Annotated in this window: 11 protein-coding genes and 1 tRNA gene; 10 read left to right on the top strand and 2 right to left on the bottom strand. The window is 59.4% G+C overall.

Annotation, left to right across the window (positions count from 1 at the left end):
• Positions 1-431: 431 nt before the first annotated feature.
• From ACM561_RS08110 to ACM561_RS08085, 6 genes are all read left to right on the top strand, one after another.
• Positions 432-1,847 carry an efflux transporter outer membrane subunit gene (locus ACM561_RS08110; RefSeq protein WP_425909308.1) on the top strand — a complete coding sequence of 472 codons (1,416 nt, stop codon included), beginning with the start codon at positions 432-434 and terminating at the stop codon, positions 1,845-1,847.
• Positions 1,837-3,162, top strand: a complete 1,326-nt coding sequence (locus ACM561_RS08105) for an efflux RND transporter periplasmic adaptor subunit (protein ID WP_425909307.1) — start codon at positions 1,837-1,839, stop codon at positions 3,160-3,162. Before ACM561_RS08110 ends, ACM561_RS08105 begins: the two co-directional genes overlap by 11 nt.
• Positions 3,163-3,226: 64 nt before the next feature.
• Positions 3,227-6,349, top strand: a complete 3,123-nt coding sequence (locus ACM561_RS08100) for an efflux RND transporter permease subunit (protein WP_425909305.1) — start codon at positions 3,227-3,229, stop codon at positions 6,347-6,349.
• Positions 6,349-9,444, top strand: a complete 3,096-nt coding sequence (locus ACM561_RS08095; RefSeq protein WP_425909303.1) for an efflux RND transporter permease subunit — start codon at positions 6,349-6,351, stop codon at positions 9,442-9,444. Before ACM561_RS08100 ends, ACM561_RS08095 begins: the two co-directional genes overlap by 1 nt.
• 50 nt (positions 9,445-9,494) lie before the next feature.
• Complete coding sequence (locus ACM561_RS08090; protein WP_425909301.1) at positions 9,495-10,220, top strand: tRNA-uridine aminocarboxypropyltransferase; 726 nt, start codon at positions 9,495-9,497, stop codon at positions 10,218-10,220.
• A gap of 101 nt (positions 10,221-10,321) precedes the next feature.
• Positions 10,322-10,395 (top strand) — tRNA-Cys (locus ACM561_RS08085).
• 77 nt (positions 10,396-10,472) lie between these two features.
• On the opposite strand, the gene ACM561_RS08080 is transcribed toward ACM561_RS08085, so the two are convergent.
• Complete coding sequence (locus ACM561_RS08080) at positions 10,473-10,658, bottom strand: hypothetical protein (protein WP_079446552.1); 186 nt, start codon at positions 10,656-10,658, stop codon at positions 10,473-10,475.
• Positions 10,659-11,085: 427 nt separating this feature from the next.
• Here ACM561_RS08080 and glmS point away from each other — a divergent pair, with 427 nt between their 5' ends.
• Positions 11,086-12,912: a glutamine--fructose-6-phosphate transaminase (isomerizing) gene (gene glmS, locus ACM561_RS08075; RefSeq protein ID WP_425909299.1), complete on the top strand. Its 1,827-nt coding sequence runs from the start codon at positions 11,086-11,088 to the stop codon at positions 12,910-12,912.
• Between the two features lie 104 nt (positions 12,913-13,016).
• Entirely contained in the window at positions 13,017-13,790 is a 774-nt protein-coding gene (locus ACM561_RS08070; protein ID WP_425909297.1) for a DUF502 domain-containing protein, read from the top strand.
• 106 nt (positions 13,791-13,896) lie between these two features.
• Here the strand turns inward: ACM561_RS08070 and recG are convergent, their stop codons facing one another.
• Positions 13,897-15,996, bottom strand: a complete 2,100-nt coding sequence (gene recG, locus ACM561_RS08065; protein WP_425909296.1) for an ATP-dependent DNA helicase RecG — start codon at positions 15,994-15,996, stop codon at positions 13,897-13,899.
• Positions 15,997-16,154: 158 nt separating this feature from the next.
• On the opposite strand from recG, the gene ACM561_RS08060 reads away from it, so the two are divergent.
• Positions 16,155-16,442: a succinate dehydrogenase assembly factor 2 gene (locus ACM561_RS08060; protein WP_079446548.1), complete on the top strand. Its 288-nt coding sequence runs from the start codon at positions 16,155-16,157 to the stop codon at positions 16,440-16,442.
• Entirely contained in the window at positions 16,439-19,963 is a 3,525-nt protein-coding gene (gene mfd / locus ACM561_RS08055) for a transcription-repair coupling factor (RefSeq protein ID WP_425909294.1), read from the top strand. Before ACM561_RS08060 ends, mfd begins: the two co-directional genes overlap by 4 nt.
• Positions 19,964-19,968: the final 5 nt, after the last annotated feature.

The following is a 19,968-nucleotide window of genomic DNA, read 5'->3' as shown; positions in this document are numbered from 1 at the left end:
GCATCTCGGCAGAGAGACGGTCTCGGACCGAAAAATCCCTGCCGCCAACGGGCGGACCCTCGCAACGCCGCATGAAATCTTCGTAAGATTGTTGGACGCGTATGTAGCCTGAACTTCGAGAAAGGCCCTTAAATCGGGCCTTTTCTGATAAATCAGAGCAGTGACGCCTATGGAACGCATCTAATGTTCTTGGCTGGGCGGGACTGTCCGTCGCTTGTTCGGACAGCTAGAATAGGGACGGTCTCAGAGAAAGTATGACTGCCGGTGGCCGCGTCGCTTTATTCCAGAAAAGGTTGATACTGCGGCGCAGTGATATCATGTCAATACCTGTCGCCGTTTCTGTCTTCCCCCAGGGGGCCGGTGTGACTTTTTCGCCTGCTACGGCCTTTAGCCATCCTCAGAGATGCGCGGTGTGGATTTGGCGTTCCGCTATGCTTCTCCCTGTGTTGGCGGCGGCCGCGTTGTCGGCTGGCTGCATTCTGACGGCGGATATTCCGGATCCGGCGCTGGAGATCCCTAGCGGGTACAAGGCTGCGCAGACGACCAGGGCCGACGCTCTGCCAAAGCTCGACTGGTGGCGTGGTTTTCGTTCTCCTGAATTGACCGACCTGATGGAGGAAGCCCAGACCGTCAATCTCGATATCGCAGCGGCGGCGGCAAGGATCGTCCAGGCCGACGAGCAAGCCCGGATAGCGGGTGCGGCGCTATTACCGAGCGTCAGCATCGGGGGACAGGAATCCTATTTCCGTACTTCGGGGTCGAGCTTAAGCGGCCTGACAAATCGGGGCCGGGAGATCGTGAACTACTCAGGCACGTTGACCGCCGCCAGCTACGAAATCGATTTCTGGGGCAAAAACCGCGATGCCGCGTTGGCCGCGGTGGAGACAGCCAGCGCCAGCCACTTTGACCGCGATGTGGTCGCGCTGACGACGCTCGCCAGCGTCGCGAATGCCTATTTTCAGGTCCTTGCCTCACAAGACCGGATTCGCGTCGCCGAGCGCAATATCGCCAGCGCCGTGCGTATCCTGGATGCACTCAAACAGCGGCTGAGTGCCGGTACCGGAACCGACCTCGACCTGGCGCAGCAGGAAAGCGTGTTGGCGAATCAGCGCGCGACCGTTCCCCCGCTTCGGCAGACGCTTGCACAGAACATCAACGCGCTCGCAACACTGGTGGCTCGCCCACCGGAAAGCGTGCAGGTCAAGGGCGGTTCGCTCAACCAGATCACCGCGCCACGTGTGACTCCGGGACTGCCGTCCGAATTGTTGACCCAGCGCCCGGACATCCGCCGTCAGGAGGCGCAACTCGCGTCGGCTACCGCGAATGTCGGCAGTGCGCGGGCGCAGTTTTTCCCGAGCATTCAGTTGACCGCGCAGGGCGGCTACCAGAGCCCGGCGCTGGTCGCACTGTTCCAACCCCAGGCGGCATTTTTCAACCTCGCCGGCGGATTGACGCAGCCGATCTTCGACGGCGGCAGAATCCTCGGCAATTTCGAAACCACGAGGGCAAGACAGGACGAGCTGCTTCAGACTTACCGCAAGACGGTGGTTTCGGCGTTCGCCGATGTCGACACTGCGCTGACTGCTGTGCGTCAGACCACCGAAAGACTGCGCCTGCAGCGGGAGGTCGTAGCAGCTTCGCGCAGGGCGTTTGAGCTCTCCGAGCAGCAGCTTCAGGCTGGCACCGCCGATATCATCATCGTGCTAAACACGCAGTTGACACTATTTCAGGCGGCAGACGTCCTATCGCAAGCGCAGCTTGCGCGGTTACAGGCAATCGTGAGCCTTTATCAAGCCCTGGGCGGCGGTTGGGAGCCGAGGATCGAAAGGGCTGGCAATGCTCTTTAAACCAGGTCTGGATGAAACCGCGAAAGCAATCGGCGACAGGATACCTGGCAAGATGACGGCCGGCGGCCAGCGGCGTCCGGTGTGGATCGTCATTACGCTTCTGATCCTCGGAGGACTCGCCTATCTTGGCTGGATCGCGCTTGAGCAAACGAAGCGCGATGAAGGTCGAGAACATTCCGATCGTGCAATTCCCGTACTGGCTGCAACGCCGCGGATCCAGGATGTGCCGGTCTACCTCGACGGCGTCGGAACGGTCCGGGCGCTGAACACCGTTACTGTACGCTCTCAGGTCAACGGCAAGCTGATCGCCGTCAATTTTACCGAAGGCCAGGATGTTCAGAAGGGCGATGTGCTGGGCGAAATCGATCCCGTGATCTACCAGGCCCAGTACGATCAGACAGTCGCGAAGAAGGCCCAGGACGAAGCGCAACTTGCCAATATGCTCCTCGATCTGAAACGCTACCAGCAGCTGGCCGTCTCCAATGCCGGTTCGAAGCAGCAGGCAGATACCCAGAGGGCGGTCGTTGCTCAACAGGAGGCGCTGGTCAAGGCCGATCAGGCCGCAATCGACAACGCGGGAGCGATGCTCGGCTTTACCAAGATCGTCGCGCCGATTTCCGGCCGCGTCGGCCTGCGCCAGGTCGATCGTGGCAACATCATCAATACCACGGATACGACCGGACTCGTCGTCATTACGCAGCTTCAGCCTATCTCCGTCCAGTTCAGCCTTCCGCAACAGCAGATTACACGGGTGAATGCAGCAGCAGCCAAGGGTGCTATCGAAGTCGATGTATTCGGAAACGACGGCACAACAGTAGCCGACACGGGTGAGCTGATCGGTATTGATAATCAGGTCGATCCGACGACCGGCACGTTGAGGCTGAGAGCCAAATTTCCAAATGAGCATTTTCAGCTCTGGCCAGGCCAATTCGTGAACGTGCGGATCAAGGTTGAAACGCTATTACAGGCGACGGTCATACCGACGTCGGCGGTGCAGCGCGGCCCGCTCGGAACCTTCAGCTACGTGATCGGAGACGGCGACATCGTAACGGCCAAACCAGTGACTGTGCAGCAGCAGGACGGAAAGGATGCTGTGATCGCCAAGGGAGTTGGTCCTACTGATCGCGTGGTCACGACGGGATTTGCCAATCTCTCCGACGGAGCAAAGGTGACGATCAGTCAGAACGATCAGGCGCCGACGGCCGATCTCGCGCCGCAGAAGCGGCACGATGAGCACGGCGCTCGCCGAGGCGGCGACAACAGTGAGCGTCGCGGCAAGCGGGGTTCTGGCGGCGGACCGAAGGCTCGGCCATGATTCCGGAGGCACGGCACTGAGAAGCGAACCCTCGGCAGTGCGCTGCCAGACGAGTTGATTAGACATGGGTGTCTCGGAACCGTTTATTCGTCGTCCGATTGCAACCTCCTTGCTCGGGATCGCGCTGATGATCGGAGGCGTGCTCGGCTATTGGGCGTTGCCGGTCTCTGCGCTGCCGCAAGTCGATTTCCCGTCAGTGCAGGTGAGGACTCAGCTCCCAGGCGCCAGTCCCGATGTGGTCGCGTCATTACTGACAGCGCCGCTGGAACGTCAACTCGGGCAGATCCCGTCGCTGTCGTCGATGACATCGACAAGCTCGTTCGGGCTCAGTCAGATTTCCTTACAGTTCAACCTGAATCGGGATATCGACGGCGCGACACAGGACGTGCAGGCTGCTATCAACGCTGCCGCGGGAGTACTGCCGAAAAACCTGCCGTACCCGCCCGTTTATGCCAAGGTGAATCCTGCCGATGCGCCGGTGATAACGCTCGCCCTGACGTCCGACACGGTCTCATTGCGCACCTTGAGCGATATTGGGGACACCATTCTGAGCCAACGCCTCAGTCAGATTTCAGGCGTTGGCCGCGTTTCCGTGCTCGGAGGTTTGAAGCCCGCGGTGCGTGTCCAGGCCGATCTCGCGCGGCTCGCCGCGTACGGCATTTCAATGGAGGATTTGCGGACCGCAATCGCCAACGCCAACGTTTCTGGTCCCAAAGGGGCTCTGGACGGTGCACAGCAAGCTTACACGATCGCGGCGAACGACCAGATCACAACGGCCGACGCATACAGACCGATCATTATCGCCTACCGCAACGGCTCTCCGGTCACGATTGGCGATGTCGCCCGGATCGTCGACGGACTGGAAAACGAGCGCACCGGCGGCTGGTATAACGGAACGCCGGCGGTCATCATCGATATCCAGCGCCAGCCCGGCGCCAATGTGATCGAGGTTGTCCGCCAGATCCGGGAGGAGATTCCGAAGGTCCAGAAAGCAATTCCGGCCGGTGTCAAACTGACCGTCGTCAGCGACCGGACCGTGACAATCCGCGCATCAGTCCACGACGTGCAGTTCACGCTCATTCTCAGCATCGTCCTCGTTACGCTTGTCGTGCTGCTTTTCTTGCGCTCGCTCCGGGCGACGTTGATTGCGGGCGTGGCGCTGCCGTTGTCGCTAATCACCAGTTTCGGCATCATGTATTTCGCGGGGTTCAGCCTCGACAACCTGTCGCTGATGGCGCTGACGATCGGCACCGGATTCGTGGTCGACGACGCCATCGTGATGATCGAAAACATCGTCCGACACATCGAGAACGGCGAGAGCGTCATGGAGGCCTCGCTCCGGGGTGCGAGTGAGATTGCCTTCACCGTGATTTCGCTGACGGTTTCGCTAATCGCGGTGTTTATCCCGCTTTTGTTCATGTCCGGGCTGGTCGGAAGAATGTTCCGCGAGTTCGCTCTGACACTGACGATCGCGGTCATCACGTCCGCCGTGGTGTCGCTTACACTGACGCCGATGATGTGCTCTCGGCTGCTAAAACACTCGGAGGAAGGAGCTCCGATTCCGGGGTTGGCGGCAGTCAACCGCAGTATTGATCGGCTTGTCGCATTCTATCATTGGACGTTGTTATGGGTCCTTCAGCGTCAGCGGGCAACGCTGGCCGTTGTCTTTGCGACGGTCGTCGTAACAATGTTGCTCTATGTCGTCGCGCCAAAGGGTTTCTTGCCTCTGCAAGATACAGCGTCGATCACCGCCGTAACTGAGGCGGGTCCAGACGTATCCTTTGCCGAAATGGGAAGGCGTCAAGCCGAGGTAGCGGGCATCCTCGAGAAGGATCCGGACGTCGTGGGCGTTGTATCCGTCATCGGTGCCGGTTCGGTGAATCCGACCACGAATGTCGGCCGTCTGGTGATGACGGTGAAGCCACGGAGTGACCGCCGCGACGACGTCGCTGCAATCATCACACGTTTGAAGACGCGCGTAGCTTCGATCCCTGGTATGGCGGTTTATTTTCAACCGGTGCAGGATATTCAGATCAGCACGCGGACCAGCCGCTCGCTTTATCAATACACCCTGACGGGAACGGACGCAGCCCACGTTTCGGAGTGGACCCAAAAACTGGTCGAGGAACTTCGTCGCGATCCACTATTTCGGGACGTATCGTCGGAAGCGCAAGACGCAGGTCTTCGAGCCGCGCTGAACATCAATCGCGAGCGCGCCGGTCAACTCGGCGTTAGCCTTCAAGCTGTTAACGACACTTTGAACGATGCCTTTGCTCAGCGGCAGATATCGACCGTTTATGGACAGGCCAACCAGTATCGTGTCGTGTTGGAAGCCTTGCCGCAGTATCAGAACGACCCCTCAATCCTTTCCAAGCTTTTTCTGCCGGGTGTTGCCGGCGCTCAGGTCCCGCTGTCTGCAGTTGCGACGCTGACCAGGACGACGGCGCCACTGGCAATCTCTCATCAGGCGCAATTCCCCGCATTCTCGCTCAGCTTCAATCTCGCCCCGGGCGAAGCGCTGGGCGACGCCGTAGAACGGGTCAAGATCATCGAAACCCGCATCGGCATGCCCTCTAGTATCGTCGGCATGTTTTCGGGCGATGCGGCGGAATTCTCGAAAGCGCTTGCCGGTCAGCCTTGGCTGATCTTGGCCGCACTGGTCACGATCTACATCGTGCTGGGCGTATTGTACGAAAGCTATGTTCATCCCATTACAATCCTCTCAACACTGCCTTCGGCTGGTATCGGCGCCATTCTCGCCTTGATGCTGTTCGGACAGGATCTGTCGGTTATCGGTCTGATCGGCATCATTCTTCTGATGGGCATCGTGAAGAAGAATGCGATCATGATGATCGACTTCGCGCTCGAGGCAGAACGCCGTCAAGGCATGTCTTCGACCGATGCCATCGTGCAGGCGTGCCTGCTCCGGTTCAGGCCGATCATGATGACCACGCTGGCAGCGCTGTTCGGCGCGTTGCCGCTGGCGATCGAAAGCGGCACCGGCTCGGAGTTGCGGTTTCCTCTTGGCATCTCGATCATCGGTGGCCTGCTGCTTAGTCAGTTGCTCACACTTTACACCACGCCGGTGATCTATCTGGGGCTCGATCGGCTAAACAAGCGAATCGAGCAAGCCGTTCCTACTGGCGGCTCGAAGCCGCCGCCTGGTGCGACCGAGGACATAAGATAATGGCCTCGATCTCCGAGCCGTTCATTCGAAGACCGGTCGGTACCACGCTGCTCGCCATTGGCCTGTTTCTCATTGGCGTTGTCGCTTACGCCGTCCTTCCGGTAGCTTCGGTTCCCAATGTCGATTTCCCGATGATCAGAGTGTCGGCGAACCGGCCGGGCGCGTCGCCGTCGGTGATGGCTGCTACCGTTGCCGCGCCGCTGGAGCGCCGCCTGGGTGAGATCGCCAGCGTCGAGCAAATCACATCCACGAGCGCGTTGGGCGCCACGAGCATTCAATTGCAGTTTGCCATCGGGCGCGACATCGATCACGCGGCACGCGACGTGCAAGCGGCGATCAACGCATCGCTCGCCGATCTGCCGACGGATCTGCCGACATTGCCGAAGTTCCGCAAGTCCAATCTTTCTGCGTCACCCGTCTTCGTTCTGGCGCTGACATCAAAGACCATGTCGACCAGCGCCATCTATGACGTAGCTGATACCGTTATTGTTCAGCGCGTTTCGCAGGTTCCGGGGGTAGGTGAGGTTTCCGTAAGTGGAGCTGATCAGCCGGCTGTGCGGATCGCTCTCAATCCGGTCGCGCTCTCAAACGCAGGCATCTCGACCGATGATGTCCGGACCGCGATCGTGAACGCCAATCCGCTTGGCCCAGTCGGAATTTTCAATGGCGACCGCCAGAGCGAGACGTTGTCGACTAACCGGCAGATGCGGACGGCAGCCGAATTTCGCGACATCATTATAAAGAATTCAGGAGGGAATTTCGTTCGGCTCTCGGACGTGGCCGATGTCAAGGATGCCACGCGAAACAGCCGCTCGATCGCTTGGTTCAACAAGCAGCCCGCGGTATTGATCCAGGTCACCAAGCAGGGCGACGCCAATGTCATCGACACTGTCGACCGGGTGAGGGCGCTGCTCCCCGAACTCAAGAAATGGATTCCTGGCGGTGTCGAAGTATCCATCATCGTTGATCGCACCGGCACGATCCGGGCAAGCGTTGAGGACATGGAATGGACACTGTTGGCCACCGCCTTTCTGGTGATGGTGGTGGTATTTACGTTCCTTCGACGTCTTACGCCGACTGTCGCGGCCGGCATATCAGTTCCGTTGGCGCTGGCTGGTACATGCGTCGGGATGTGGCTGGCAGGTTTCTCCATCGACAACCTGTCCCTGATGGCGCTGGCCATCTCGGTCGGCTTCGTCGTCGATGACGCCATCGTCATGATCGAGAACATGTACCGCAATCTTGAGCAGGGTTTGCCGCCTTACCGGGCGGCGGTTGAAGGAGCAAGGCAGATCGGCTTTACCGTATTCTCGATCAGCCTGTCGTTGATTGCCGCATTCATGCCCTTGATCTTTATGGACGGCGTCGCTGGCCGGCTGTTGCGGGAATTCTCGCTCACACTCACCTTCGCGATCGTGGTGTCAACGATCGTGTCTTTGACCGTAACGCCGATGATCTGCGCTCACTACATCAAAGGCGTGACGTCCACGAATGCGACCCGGTTCGACCGGCTGGTTGAAGGCCTGCTTTCGCGAATCGTGGCGTTTTATACGCGCACGCTGCGCGTCGTACTCCGCTTTCCCGCCCTGACGTTGCTGGTGTTTTTTGCGACTATCGCCCTGACGGTGACTCTCTATATCAAGACGCCGAAAGGTTATTTTCCGATCGACGACAGCGGCTTCATAGTTGGTATCACGCACGCGTCAGCCGACGTTTCCTTTCAGTCCATGCTCGGTCTTCAACAGCAAGCTATGGATATTGTAATGGCAGATCCTGCCGTACAGGGAATCGGCTCCTCCATCGGCGGCGGCCAGCTCGGAGGCTCAAATCGAGGATTTATGTACATCATCTTGAAGCCACCCGCTGAACGAGGAAAATTGACGACCCAGCAGGTGATCAACCGGATGCGCCGAAATCTTAGTGACCTATCAGGCATCAGGCTGCTCATGTTCGCCGCCCAGGACATCCGCAGCGGAGGACGCCAGAGCGATTCAAACTACCAGTACACACTCTACAGTACTGACCTCGAGTTGTTGCAGAAGTGGGCGCCCCTTGTCACCAAGCGCATGCAAACGGTCGAGGGAATTACTGACGTGTCAAGCGACCGCGAGTCAGGTGGTCTGCAACTGACGGTGTCCGTCGACCGGCAAAAGGCATCCAGCCTTGGAGTCAGGATTCAGGATATCGACAACGCACTCAACAACGCATTCTCGCAACGGCAGATTTCGATAGTTTATACCCAGCGCAATCAATACCAGGTCATTTTGGAAATTGATCCACAACTTCAGGAAGACCCATCCAACCTCGAGCGCATCTTTGTTGCGGGAGCCAACGGAGTTCAGGTGCCGCTGTCTGCCGTCGCTCACTATCAGCGTGATCTGTCGCCGCTCGCTGTTGTTCATTCACAGTCGTTTCCGTCGATGACGGTGTCCTTCGACACGTTACCGGGCGTGGAACTTCAGGACGCTACCGCCAATATTCAACGCGCTGTCGATGAGTTGCACATGCCCGAGGGTATTCGCGGAAACTTCGAGGGCAACGCGGCCGATTTCCGCAGCTCGTCGGCACGGCAGCCGCTACTGATCTTCGGCGCACTTGCCGCGGTGTATATTGTGCTCGGGGTTCTCTACGAGAGCCTCGCTCATCCGCTCACGATCATCTCGACCCTGCCGTCCGCTGGACTCGGAGCACTTCTGGCCTTGCAGATCACTAATACGCCACTGACGATCATTGCATTTGTCGGCATCATTCTCCTCATCGGTATCGTCAAGAAAAATGGCATCATGATTGTCGATTTCGCGCTGGATGCTGAGCGCCAACGCGGATTATCATCCGCGGACGCAATCTTCGAGGCTTGTAGCGTGCGCTTTCGGCCAATCATCATGACCACCATGGCCGCGCTTTTCGCTGCAATACCGCTGGTGCTCGCGGTCGGTCCCGGCACGGAACTACGACGCCCGCTCGGAATCACCATCATCGGCGGGCTTCTCGTTTCACAAATTTTGACCCTCTATACGACTCCGGTCATCTATCTTCTGATCGACCGGTTGCGACGACGAGGCGAGGCCGTACCCGCTGCCGCGCCGGCCGAATAGGGGGAGCGATCGGTTGTTGCGGGCTGGATCGGCGCGGCGTATAGCGAGCAATGTCCAGCAACCCCGAGAGCTCCACTGCAGGACGTGACGCGCTCCCGCAATGCCAGCGCTGTCACAAATTGGCAGTGTTATGCGTTTGCAACAGCATTAAGCCGATCAAAATCCGGACTTCGCTGCTTCTTCTGCAGCACCCACAGGAGCAAGATAAGGCGCTCGGAACTGCTCGTCTAACCGCGCTACATTTCCAGGACGCCGTGTTGAAGATCGGTCTGTCCTGGCCCAGTCTGTCCAGGGCGTTGGGCCGACCGGTGCATGACCCATCGCGCTGGGCGGTACTTTACCTTGGCTCGGTCAGGGTCGACCGTTCCAATACCGACCGTGCCATCGTCGCCATCAATCGCAACGGCCAGATGGAGACCGATCAACGCGCGGCTCTTGCGGATATTGAGGGCATCGTGCTGCTGGATGGTACTTGGAGCCAGGCCAAGGCGCTGTGGTGGCGCAACCCGTGGATGTTGAAGTGCCAGCGCGTTGTTCTTGCACCCGGTTGGACCTCTCGCTACGGCAAACTGCGCAGGGAGCCGCGCCGCGACGGACTCGCCACGATCGAGGCCGCAGCGATAATGCTCGCTAACCTCGAAGGTCGGCCTGACATCGAGACGACATTGCTTGCCAGCTTCGACGGGATGTTGACAAAATATCAGGAGGTGCAGGGTAGGGTACCCGAGCTTGCTCCCGGACCAAAACGCCGCCGGAATCGGCGCCAGCGCGCCTGACCCGTCGTCTGGCGCCACAACCATCAAACCATAGAAGCTCGCGGACTGCAGGGAGCAGGTTGCCTAAGCAGAGGATGCTCTATAATAAGCCCGGACTTAGGGGCCACGTGGCGGAGTGGTTACGCAACGGTCTGCAAAACCGTGTACACCGGTTCAATTCCGGTCGTGGCCTCCACAACACAATCAAAGTCTTAAGACAACTAATTGATAGATATTATATTTTACCGATACGTTGGTCCAACTTAATGTAGTTCAGCAGGCACCGTTCCATCCCTCGGGGAAAGGAAGGAGCGGCCATGCGACTTCATTGTCGTTGGCGGCTTGCAGCGGCCTGATGAAACGCGCGTGGTCGATATCCGGCTGCGCGGCTTCTTCGATGCGCGGAGCGATCACCGCGCTCACTGCGCTCAGCAACCGATCAAACTCGACTTCACTCATGTACGCCTCACTGTTCATGCACACAGAGTGACAAAAGGGACTTGGGCTCCCGTTGCAGAAACTGCTAAAATTGTTTCGATCGGGCGCTAAATTGCCAAGCGGCTTTTAGCCTGCCACAGGAGGCACTCGGCGCGCATCCTCGAGGCCGCGGATTGTCGGCTCGCAAACAATCAAGGTTATCGAATGCTTACCAGTGGCTAGGTCGCCGCTGGGGCTTCCGTTTCTTACGAGACATGCTTCGTTCACGAAGAAGCCGGTCAACTGAATGCTTGAAATGCAGGGGACATTTATACGCCGGCGGTTTGTGTTCCGGCCGATTTAACACTGTCGCAATCGGCAATAATTATTGTTTCCGTACGTTCCGGGTTTTCGTTAAGAGGGCTCGGTCTTTTCGCAATTTTCTGAGTTTTTGGGGATATTGATCCGCATGTGCGGCATTGTAGGGATTCTGGGGCGAGGTCCAGTGGCGGATCAATTGGTTGATTCGCTCAGGCGTCTCGAATACCGCGGTTACGATTCCGCCGGCATTGCGACACTAGAAGGAGCGCATTTGGCCCGTCGTCGCGCCGAGGGTAAGCTGCGAAACCTGGTCGGGCGCTTGCTGACCGAGCCGCTGATCGGGCAGGTCGGAATCGGACACACGCGCTGGGCGACGCACGGCAGACCGACCGAGAACAACGCGCACCCGCACGCAACCGAGCGCGTGGCCGTCGTTCACAACGGCATCATTGAAAATTTTCGCGAACTGCGTGAGAAGCTTCAGAAAAAGGGAGCGGTTTTTGAAACTGAAACCGATACCGAAGCAGTGCTACATCTGGTCGATGGCTATCTTGCCGCCGGCGTCAATCCGGTAGAGGCGGTCAAAGCCACGTTGTCGCAGCTTCGCGGCGCATTCGCTCTCGGTTTTATCTTCGCAGCCAACGATGACATTCTGATCGGTGCGCGCAACGGGCCTCCGCTGGCGATCGGATATGGCGACGGCGAAATGTATCTGGGATCGGACTCGATTGCGCTCGGGCCACTCACCAATTCGATCAGCTATCTCGAAGACGGTGACTGGGCTGTTTTGACGCGCAACGGCGCGACCGTCTACGACCACCGCAACACCATCGTGCAGCGCGAGGTCGTCAAGCACAGCGCTTCGACCTCTCTGGTCGATAAGGCGAACTATCGCCACTTCATGGCCAAGGAAATCCACGAACAGCCTGAGGTGGTCGGACACACGCTGGCCCGCTATGTCGACATGGCGACCGAGCGTGTATCGCTTCCGGTAGATCTCCCTTTCGATTTTCGCGAGATCAAGCGGGTCTCGATCATCGCATGCGGAACCGCTAACTATGCCGGCTACATCGGCAAATATTGGCTGGAACGCCTGGCCCGGCTTCCCGTCGAAATCGATATAGCGTCCGAATTTCGCTATCGTGAAGCGCCGCTCGGCGAAGGCGATCTCGCGATCTTCATTTCGCAATCCGGTGAAACCGCCGATACGCTCGCGGCGCTGCGATATGCGAAGCAGCATGGACTGCACACGCTCTCGATCGTCAACGTCACGACGTCGACGATCGCGCGCGAAAGCGAGACGATGCTGCAAACGCTGGCAGGTCCGGAGATCGGAGTCGCATCGACCAAGGCTTTCACCTGCCAGCTGATGGTGCTTGCAACTCTCGCGATCGCCGCAGGCAAGGCGCGCGGCGAATTATCCGAAGAAGATGAAGCCCGACTCGTGCATGGACTGATCGAAATTCCTCGATTGATGTCCGAAGCGCTCGCCACCGAACCGCAGATAGACAGGCTCGCGCGCGAGATCGCCAAATCCAGGGACGTCTTATATCTCGGACGCGGCACCAGCTACCCGCTCGCGCTGGAGGGAGCGCTCAAGCTCAAGGAAATCTCCTACATCCATGCGGAAGGTTACGCAGCGGGAGAACTCAAACATGGACCGATCGCACTAATCGACGAGAACATGCCTGTGGTGGTGATCGCCCCCTATGATCGCGTTTTCGAAAAGACAGTGTCCAATATGCAAGAGGTGGCGGCGCGGGGTGGTAACATCATTCTCATGACCGACGCGAAGGGGGCGGCGGAGGCGACCATCGAGTCCCTGGTGACGATTATCCTGCCCGATATGGCAGCCACTTTTGTTGCGCTGGTCTATGCGATTCCAATGCAATTGCTGGCCTACCATACCGCAGTCGTCATGGGCACCGACGTCGACCAGCCGCGCAATCTGGCAAAATCCGTCACTGTCGAATAAGATTAGGGGTCGCAGGGCGATCCATCACGCAGCATGCAAAGTTTGCTAGAATGCTTATATAAGCAGATATCAGCCTTTTGGACGTCTTTTGATCTGGAACCACGATGACGCGTGACAACCCTTCGAGCGGCGTACCAGGCGACCACCATCCGGATATGCCTCGCGGGCTCATCGCGCGATTCCGGAATTACTTTCTGACCGGACTGATTGTCGCAGGCCCGGTGGCCATAACGCTTTACCTGACCTGGTGGTTCGTAAACTGGGTCGACAACTTGGTACGGCCATTCGTCCCGATCGCATATCGGCCTGAAACGTACCTGCCTTTCGTATTGCCGGGATCAGGCCTGATCGTTGCCGTGTTCGCGCTGACGATGCTCGGCTTCCTGACAGCCAACCTGATCGGCCGGACACTGGTCGATCTTGGCGAAAAAGTACTCGGCCGGATGCCTGTGGTGCGGGCGATCTACCGTGGACTCAAGCAGGTCTTTGAAACGCTTTTTTCCGGATCCGGATCGAGCCTCCGCAGAGTTGGTTTGGTTGAATTTCCGTCGCCTGGCATGTGGTCCATTGTGCTCATTTCGCAAGTACCAAGCACGAACGTTGCCGCCAGACTCCCCGCTCAGGAGGAACATATTTCCGTATTCCTGCCTTGCGCCCCCAACCCGACGACAGGTTTCTTCTTCTACGTGCCCAAGAGCAGGGTCATCGAGATCGACATGACCACGGAGGAGGCTGCAACTCTGATCATGTCTGCCGGCGTCGTTCAGCCCAATTCCGATTCGCAGAAGAAGCTCGCAGCTCTCGCAGGAATGGCCGAAGCGGCGCGCGCTGCAAATACGTCGAGCCTTGCGCCCACAACGGCTGCAAAGGTTGACTGACGCTTGGAGCCTTTCCGCTTCTGACAGAGTCAGAAGTGGGGCTCTATGATTTCGATCTGACGCGTTTTCTTCACGCGAGCCGGTGCCCACTTCACTCGAAACGCTCTTAACCCGCGCCGAGCAGGGGCAGGGCTTCGTCACGCTCAAACAGATGCAGCAAGCATCGCAACGCTTCGCCGTGCGCGCCCGTGAGATTCGGATTTTGCTTCAGAATGCGCAGGGCTTCGTCGCGAGCCAACGTGATGAGTTGCGCGTGGACATCGGAGCGCGCGATGCGATAGCCGGGCAGGCCGCTTTGACGGGTTCCGAGTATGTCGCCTTCGCCACGCAGTTTCAGGTCCTCTTCGGCGATACGGAAGCCGTCTGTGGTTTCCCGGATCACCCGCAACCGGGCGGCGGACATTTCTCCTAGCGGCTCCCGGTAAAGCAGAAGGCAAGTCGAGGGTTCCGAACCGCGACCGATCCGTCCCCGCAATTGGTGCAGTTGCGCGAGACCGAAGCGTTCGGCGTTCTCGATGACCATGATGGTCGCCGCCGGCACGTCGACGCCAACCTCGACGACGGTTGTCGCGACCAGCAGATTGATTTCGGCTGCCGCGAATTGCGCCATCACGCGATCTTTCTCGAGGCCCCGCATCTTGCCATGGACAAGGCCGACCTTGTCGCCGAAGCGTGCCTTGAGGCTGTCGAAGCGCTGTTCCGCATCGGTCAGGTCGACGGTCTCGGATTCCTCGACCAACGGACAGATCCAGTAAACCAGCTTACCGGCCTTCACCGCGCGGCCGACGGCATCGATCACCTCGTCCAACCGGTTGTCGGGGACGGCGCGGGTATCGATCGGCTGCCGGCCAGCGGGTTTTTCGCGCAATTCAGAGACGTCCATGTCGCCGAAATAAGTGAGAACGAGCGTGCGCGGGATCGGCGTCGCACTCAGCACCAAAACATCCACGGCCTCGCCCTTAGCGGTTAGTGCGAGACGCTCGCGCACGCCGAAACGGTGCTGTTCGTCCACTACCGCAAGCGCTAGCGCCTTGAACGCGACGTCATCCTGAATCAGCGCGTGGGTGCCGACAAGCAGGTCGATGTCGCCATCGGCGAGGCGTGCCGTGATCTCGCGCCGTTCCTTGCCTTTCTCGCGGCCGGTCAGGATCGCAACGCGCAGGCCGGCCTGTTCAGCCAGCGGCGCGATGGTCTTGATATGCTGGCGGGCAAGGATCTCGGTCGGCGCCATCAAAGCCGTCTGCTTGCCGGCTTCGGCCACCGCCGCCGCAGCGAGCAGGGCGACAACCGTCTTGCCCGAACCGACATCTCCCTGAAGCAGCCGCAGCATCCGCACCGGCTGCCGCAGGTCGTCGCTGATCGCGGCAGCCGCCTGCTGTTGAGATGCGGTCAGGGCGTAGGGAAGCGCGTCGATGATCCTGTTGCGCAGGTGTCCGTCGCCGGCGTGTCGGCTTCCAGCCGGCCGGCGAAGCTGCGTTCGCACGAGCGCCAGCGCGAGTTGTCCGGCAAGCAGTTCGTCGAAGGCAAGGCGTGACCAGAACCGGCCTTCCGGCAGAATATCGGTCAATTCCAGCAGGACATGAACGCGATGGAGCGCTTCCTGAAGCGGCGGGAAGCTGCACCGGCGCAAAATGTCCGGACTGATCCATTCGGGCAAAACGGGGAGCTTTTGCAAGGCGCCCGCGATGGCGCGCCGCAAGGAGCCCAGCGCCAGACCCTCCGTGAGGGGATAGACGGGATCGATGCCTGAGAGCTTTGCCAGTCCCGCCTCATCGACCACACGATCGGGATGCACGATCTGAAGCGCACCGTCGAACGTCTGAATCGTGCCGGACACATAGCGCCTACTGCCTATGGGAAGCAGCTTTTCGACGTAGCCGGGCTGGGCGCGGAAGTAGGTTAGTACGACGTCTCCGGTCTCGTCGCTGGCATAGACCAGATGCGGCGCGCGCGAGCGCCCGGGCGGCGCGGGGCGATGCTGGTCGACGGTCACCTCCAGCGTTACGATAGTGCCGGGGACGGCGTCGCGAATCTTGGGCCGGGCTCTGCGATCGACGACGCTTGCAGGCAGATGAAACAGCAGATCGATCAGCCGCGGAGTTTCATCGCGTGCGAGCAGATACCGGAACAGCTTGTCCTGCTTCGGGCCGACGCCGGACAGGCTGGTCACCGGTACAAAGAGCGGATTGAGCAGCGCAGGGTGCATCAAGCGACTCGACGAAGTGAACTGGATCGATTGCAAGCCTTGAATGCAAATTTCTGATTATGCAATGCGCGAGACAGGTGCTGACATCCGTTATCGCGAAGGCTATATGGTGCCGGCCCGGCTCGTCCGGGCTTTTGGCGTTTGATTGGAATTGATGGATGACAGGATCGACACGATCAAGCCGTGGCCTAGATGACCGCCGAAAACGGCTGCTGTATCGCTGCTGGCATCGCGGGATGCGCGAGATGGATTTGATTCTTGGCCGATTCGTTGATGAGGAGATTGGTTCGTTGACGGACGCGGAGTTAAACGATCTCGAAAGCTTGATCGAGGTTCCGGACCCGGACCTTTACGCAGCACTCAGCGACGGCGCTCCGCTGGCTTCCGAGTATCGGACCGCGCTGTTTGATCGCATAAAGTCATTTCGGCCGGGACAGGCCGCATGAAAGCGACTCCCCGATCACCTGCGGACTCGCTGTCACAGGGCCGTCCACTGACGCTCGCAAATGTCGCGGAAGGCGCCGAAGGGCTTGTCGTCTCTGACCTCGCGCGAGCCATCAAGGCCAAGGCGGGGCGGCAGGTTTCGGCAGTCAGCCTGGCGGTGGTCTGCCGGGATGGCCCGCGGATGCAGCAGCTGGCGCGCGGGCTGGAGTTCTTCGCGCCTGATATTTCGGTCATGCAGTTTCCGGCGTGGGATTGCCAACCCTATGATCGAGTCTCGCCGCATGGAGGCGTACTTGCCCAGCGCCTGACAACGCTTGCGCGCTTGTCTCGTCTGACCGGCAGCGACGCGCCTCTGATCGTCCTCACGACGATCAACGCGATCCTGCAACGCGTGCCGGCGCGCGCGATCGTTGCGTCTCAGGCCCTGTCAGTCGCGCCTGGCCATGTGGTGCCGATGGATTCGATCGTCGCATGGCTTGAGCACAACGGCTACAATCGTTCCTCGACGGTTCGCGAACCCGGCGAATATGCCGTGCGCGGCGGCATCCTCGATCTGTTTCCTTCCAGTCTCGACCAGCCTGTCCGATTCGATTTCTTCGGCGACTCGCTGGAGTCGATCCGATCATTCGACCCGGAAACCCAGCGCACGCTGTTCGACGTACGCTCGCTCGATCTCGTCCCGATCTCCGAATTCCAGTTTGTCACCGAAACCATCCGGCGCTTCCGAATGGGATACGTCGCGGCTTTTGGCGCACCGGAACGCGATGACCTGTTGTATGAGGCTGTCAGCGAAGGGCGGCGATATCCAGGCATGGAGCACTGGCTGCCGCTGTTTCATGAACGCATGGATACGCTGTTCGATTATCTTGACGGCGCGGCCATCGTCATCGAGCCGCAGGGCGAAGACGCCGCAGGCGAGCGTTTCAAGCAGATCACCGATTACTTTGAAGCGCGCCGCGAGGCCCTTGAGCACGCCGGCGGCGGCGCGCCCTATAAGCCGCTTCCGCCTGATCGCCTTTATCTTATGCCAGATGAATGGACGAAACGGATCAATGAAGCGGCGCTGGTGCGACTGACGCCGTTCGCGATGCCTGACGAAGCTCTCAATGTCATCGATGCGGGCGCACGACAGGGGCGAGATTTCGCGCCAGAACGGGCCGACGCTGCCCTCAACGTTTTCGAGTCCGTCGTGTCCCATGTGCAGGCCTTGCAGGCCACGCGCAAGAAAGTCATCGTTTCGTTGTGGAGCGAGGGTTCGCGCGACCGCATGGCGAGCATGCTCAGGGATCACAAGCTGCTCAACCTGACGAGCATCAATGTCTGGCGCACGGTTCAGGCAACGCCACGCAATGAGATCATGCTGGCCGTCGTTGGAATAGAATCGGGATTTGAGACCGAATCTGTCGCGGTCATCAGCGAACAGGATATACTTGGCGATCGTCTGGTGCGGCCGCGCAAGGCCAGCCGCAAACTCGATAATTTCATCTCGGAAGTGACCAGCCTTGCGGCGAGCGATCTCGTTGTTCACGTCGAGCACGGTATCGGGCGTTTTGTCGGCCTGCAGACGCTGGAAGTCGGCGGCGCGCCGCACGATTGTCTGGAACTACGTTATGCCAATGAGACCAAACTATTCCTGCCGGTTGAGAACATTGAACTGTTATCGCGCTACGGCTCCGATCACGCCAATGTCGAACTTGATCGGCTCGGCGGCGGTGGGTGGCAGGCCCGCAAGGCCAAGCTGAAAAGCCGCATTCGTGAGATCGCAGGTGAATTGATCAGAATCGCCGCGGAGCGGCATTTGCGTGATGCGCCGAAGCTGCCGGTACAGTCCGGCCTCTACGATGAATTCTGTGCGCGCTTCCCCTACGATGAAACGGAGGATCAGCTCGGCGCCATCCAAGCGTCGCTGGAGGATCTCGAGAGCGGCAAGCCAATGGATCGGCTGGTGTGCGGTGATGTTGGCTTCGGCAAAACCGAAGTGGCCTTGCGGGCAGCTTTTGCTGTCGCACTGGACGGAAAGCAGGTCGCAATCGTTGTGCCGACAACGCTGCTTGCACGTCAACATGCGAAAACCTTCACCGAGCGGTTTCGCGGTTTCCCGGTCAATGTCGCGCAGGCATCGAGACTGGTGTCTCCGAAGGAGTTGACGCAGGTCAAGAAGGGGATGGCCGACGGCTCGGTGGATATCGTCGTCGGCACACATGCCTTACTTAGCAAATCCATCAAGTTCAGAGACCTGGGACTTCTGGTGGTCGACGAGGAGCAGCACTTCGGCGTCAGTCACAAGGAGCGGCTGAAGCAACTGCGGGCGCACGTCCACGTTCTGACGTTGAGCGCGACTCCGATTCCGCGCACGCTGCAACTGGCGCTGACCGGTGTGCGCGACCTCTCGATCATCGCTTCGCCGCCGGTCGATCGTCTCGCGGTCCGCACCTTCGTGGCGCCGCACGATCCTTTGATGATCCGCGAGGCTCTGCTGCGCGAACGCTATCGCGGCGGCCAGGCCTTCTATGTCGTACCGCGCGTTAGCGATCTGGCCGAGGTCAAGGACTTTCTCGACAAACACGTACCAGAAATGAAAGTTGCCGTCGCTCACGGCCAGATGCCGCCGACAGTGATCGAGGATATCATATCGGCCTTCTACGACGGCAAGTACGATGTCCTGCTCTCGACGACCATCGTGGAGTCCGGGCTCGACATTCCGACCGCCAACACTCTCATCGTGCATCGCGCCGACATGTTCGGGCTGGCACAGCTTTATCAGTTGCGCGGCCGGGTCGGCCGCTCGAAGCTGCGCGCCTATGCGCTGTTCACGCTGCCGTCGAAGCATAAGATCACGGCGCAGGCCGAGCGCAGGCTCAAGGTTTTGCAGTCGCTCGAAACTCTGGGGGCCGGGTTCCAGCTTGCGTCGCACGATCTCGACATTCGCGGCGCCGGCAATCTGCTCGGCGAGGAACAGTCGGGCCACATCAAGGAAGTCGGATTCGAGCTCTATCAATCGATGCTGGAGGAGGCGATCGAGAATCTCAAGACCGGCGTGACGGAACTCGCCGACGATCGCTGGTCCCCGCAGATCACCATCGGGATGCCGGTGTTGATCCCGGAAGACTACGTCGCTGATCTGGCAGTTCGGCTATCGTTGTACCGTCGGCTTGCCGACCTCGACACCGATGATGAAATCGATAACTTTGCCGCGGAGCTGCGCGACCGCTTTGGCCAATTGCCGGACGAAGTCCGTTACCTGTTCAAGGTCGCAGCGATCAAAGCCTATTGCCGCCGCGCCAATATCGAGAAGGTCGATGCGGGACCGAAAGGCGCGGTGATTTCTTTCCGGGACAACAAGTTCGCACAACCCGATCGGCTGGTTTATTTCATCCGTCAGCATGGACAGGCGGCAAAGGTTCGCCCCGACATGAAAGTCGTGTTCTTCCAGAACTGGGAAACTCCGGAGGAACGCCTGATGGGTACCACCGAAATCATGCGCCAGCTTGCCAATCTCGCGGAGGATCGCAAGGCGGCGTAACGGCT

Origin of the sequence: Nitrobacter sp. TKz-YC02 (genome assembly GCF_049852135.1) — a bacterium.
Taxonomy (GTDB): Bacteria; Pseudomonadota; Alphaproteobacteria; order Rhizobiales; family Xanthobacteraceae; genus Nitrobacter; species Nitrobacter vulgaris.
The sequence above is the reverse complement of the archived record's forward strand: the minus strand, read 5'-3'. Positions and strand labels throughout refer to the sequence as shown.

Bases quoted from the DNA above. Each gene is read 5' to 3' on its own strand.
- ACM561_RS08110 (WP_425909308.1), top strand. From the start codon at position 432: ATGCTTCTCCCTGTGTTGGCGGCGGCCGCGTTGTCGGCTGGCTGCATT.
- ACM561_RS08105 (WP_425909307.1), top strand. From the start codon at position 1,837: ATGCTCTTTAAACCAGGTCTGGATGAAACCGCGAAAGCAATCGGCGAC.
- ACM561_RS08100 (WP_425909305.1), top strand. From the start codon at position 3,227: ATGGGTGTCTCGGAACCGTTTATTCGTCGTCCGATTGCAACCTCCTTG.
- ACM561_RS08095 (WP_425909303.1), top strand. From the start codon at position 6,349: ATGGCCTCGATCTCCGAGCCGTTCATTCGAAGACCGGTCGGTACCACG.
- ACM561_RS08090 (WP_425909301.1), top strand. From the start codon at position 9,495: ATGTCCAGCAACCCCGAGAGCTCCACTGCAGGACGTGACGCGCTCCCG.
- ACM561_RS08080 (WP_079446552.1), bottom strand. From the start codon at position 10,658: ATGAGTGAAGTCGAGTTTGATCGGTTGCTGAGCGCAGTGAGCGCGGTG.
- glmS (WP_425909299.1), top strand. From the start codon at position 11,086: ATGTGCGGCATTGTAGGGATTCTGGGGCGAGGTCCAGTGGCGGATCAA.
- ACM561_RS08070 (WP_425909297.1), top strand. From the start codon at position 13,017: ATGACGCGTGACAACCCTTCGAGCGGCGTACCAGGCGACCACCATCCG.
- recG (WP_425909296.1), bottom strand. From the start codon at position 15,996: ATGCACCCTGCGCTGCTCAATCCGCTCTTTGTACCGGTGACCAGCCTG.
- ACM561_RS08060 (WP_079446548.1), top strand. From the start codon at position 16,155: ATGACAGGATCGACACGATCAAGCCGTGGCCTAGATGACCGCCGAAAA.
- mfd (WP_425909294.1), top strand. From the start codon at position 16,439: ATGAAAGCGACTCCCCGATCACCTGCGGACTCGCTGTCACAGGGCCGT.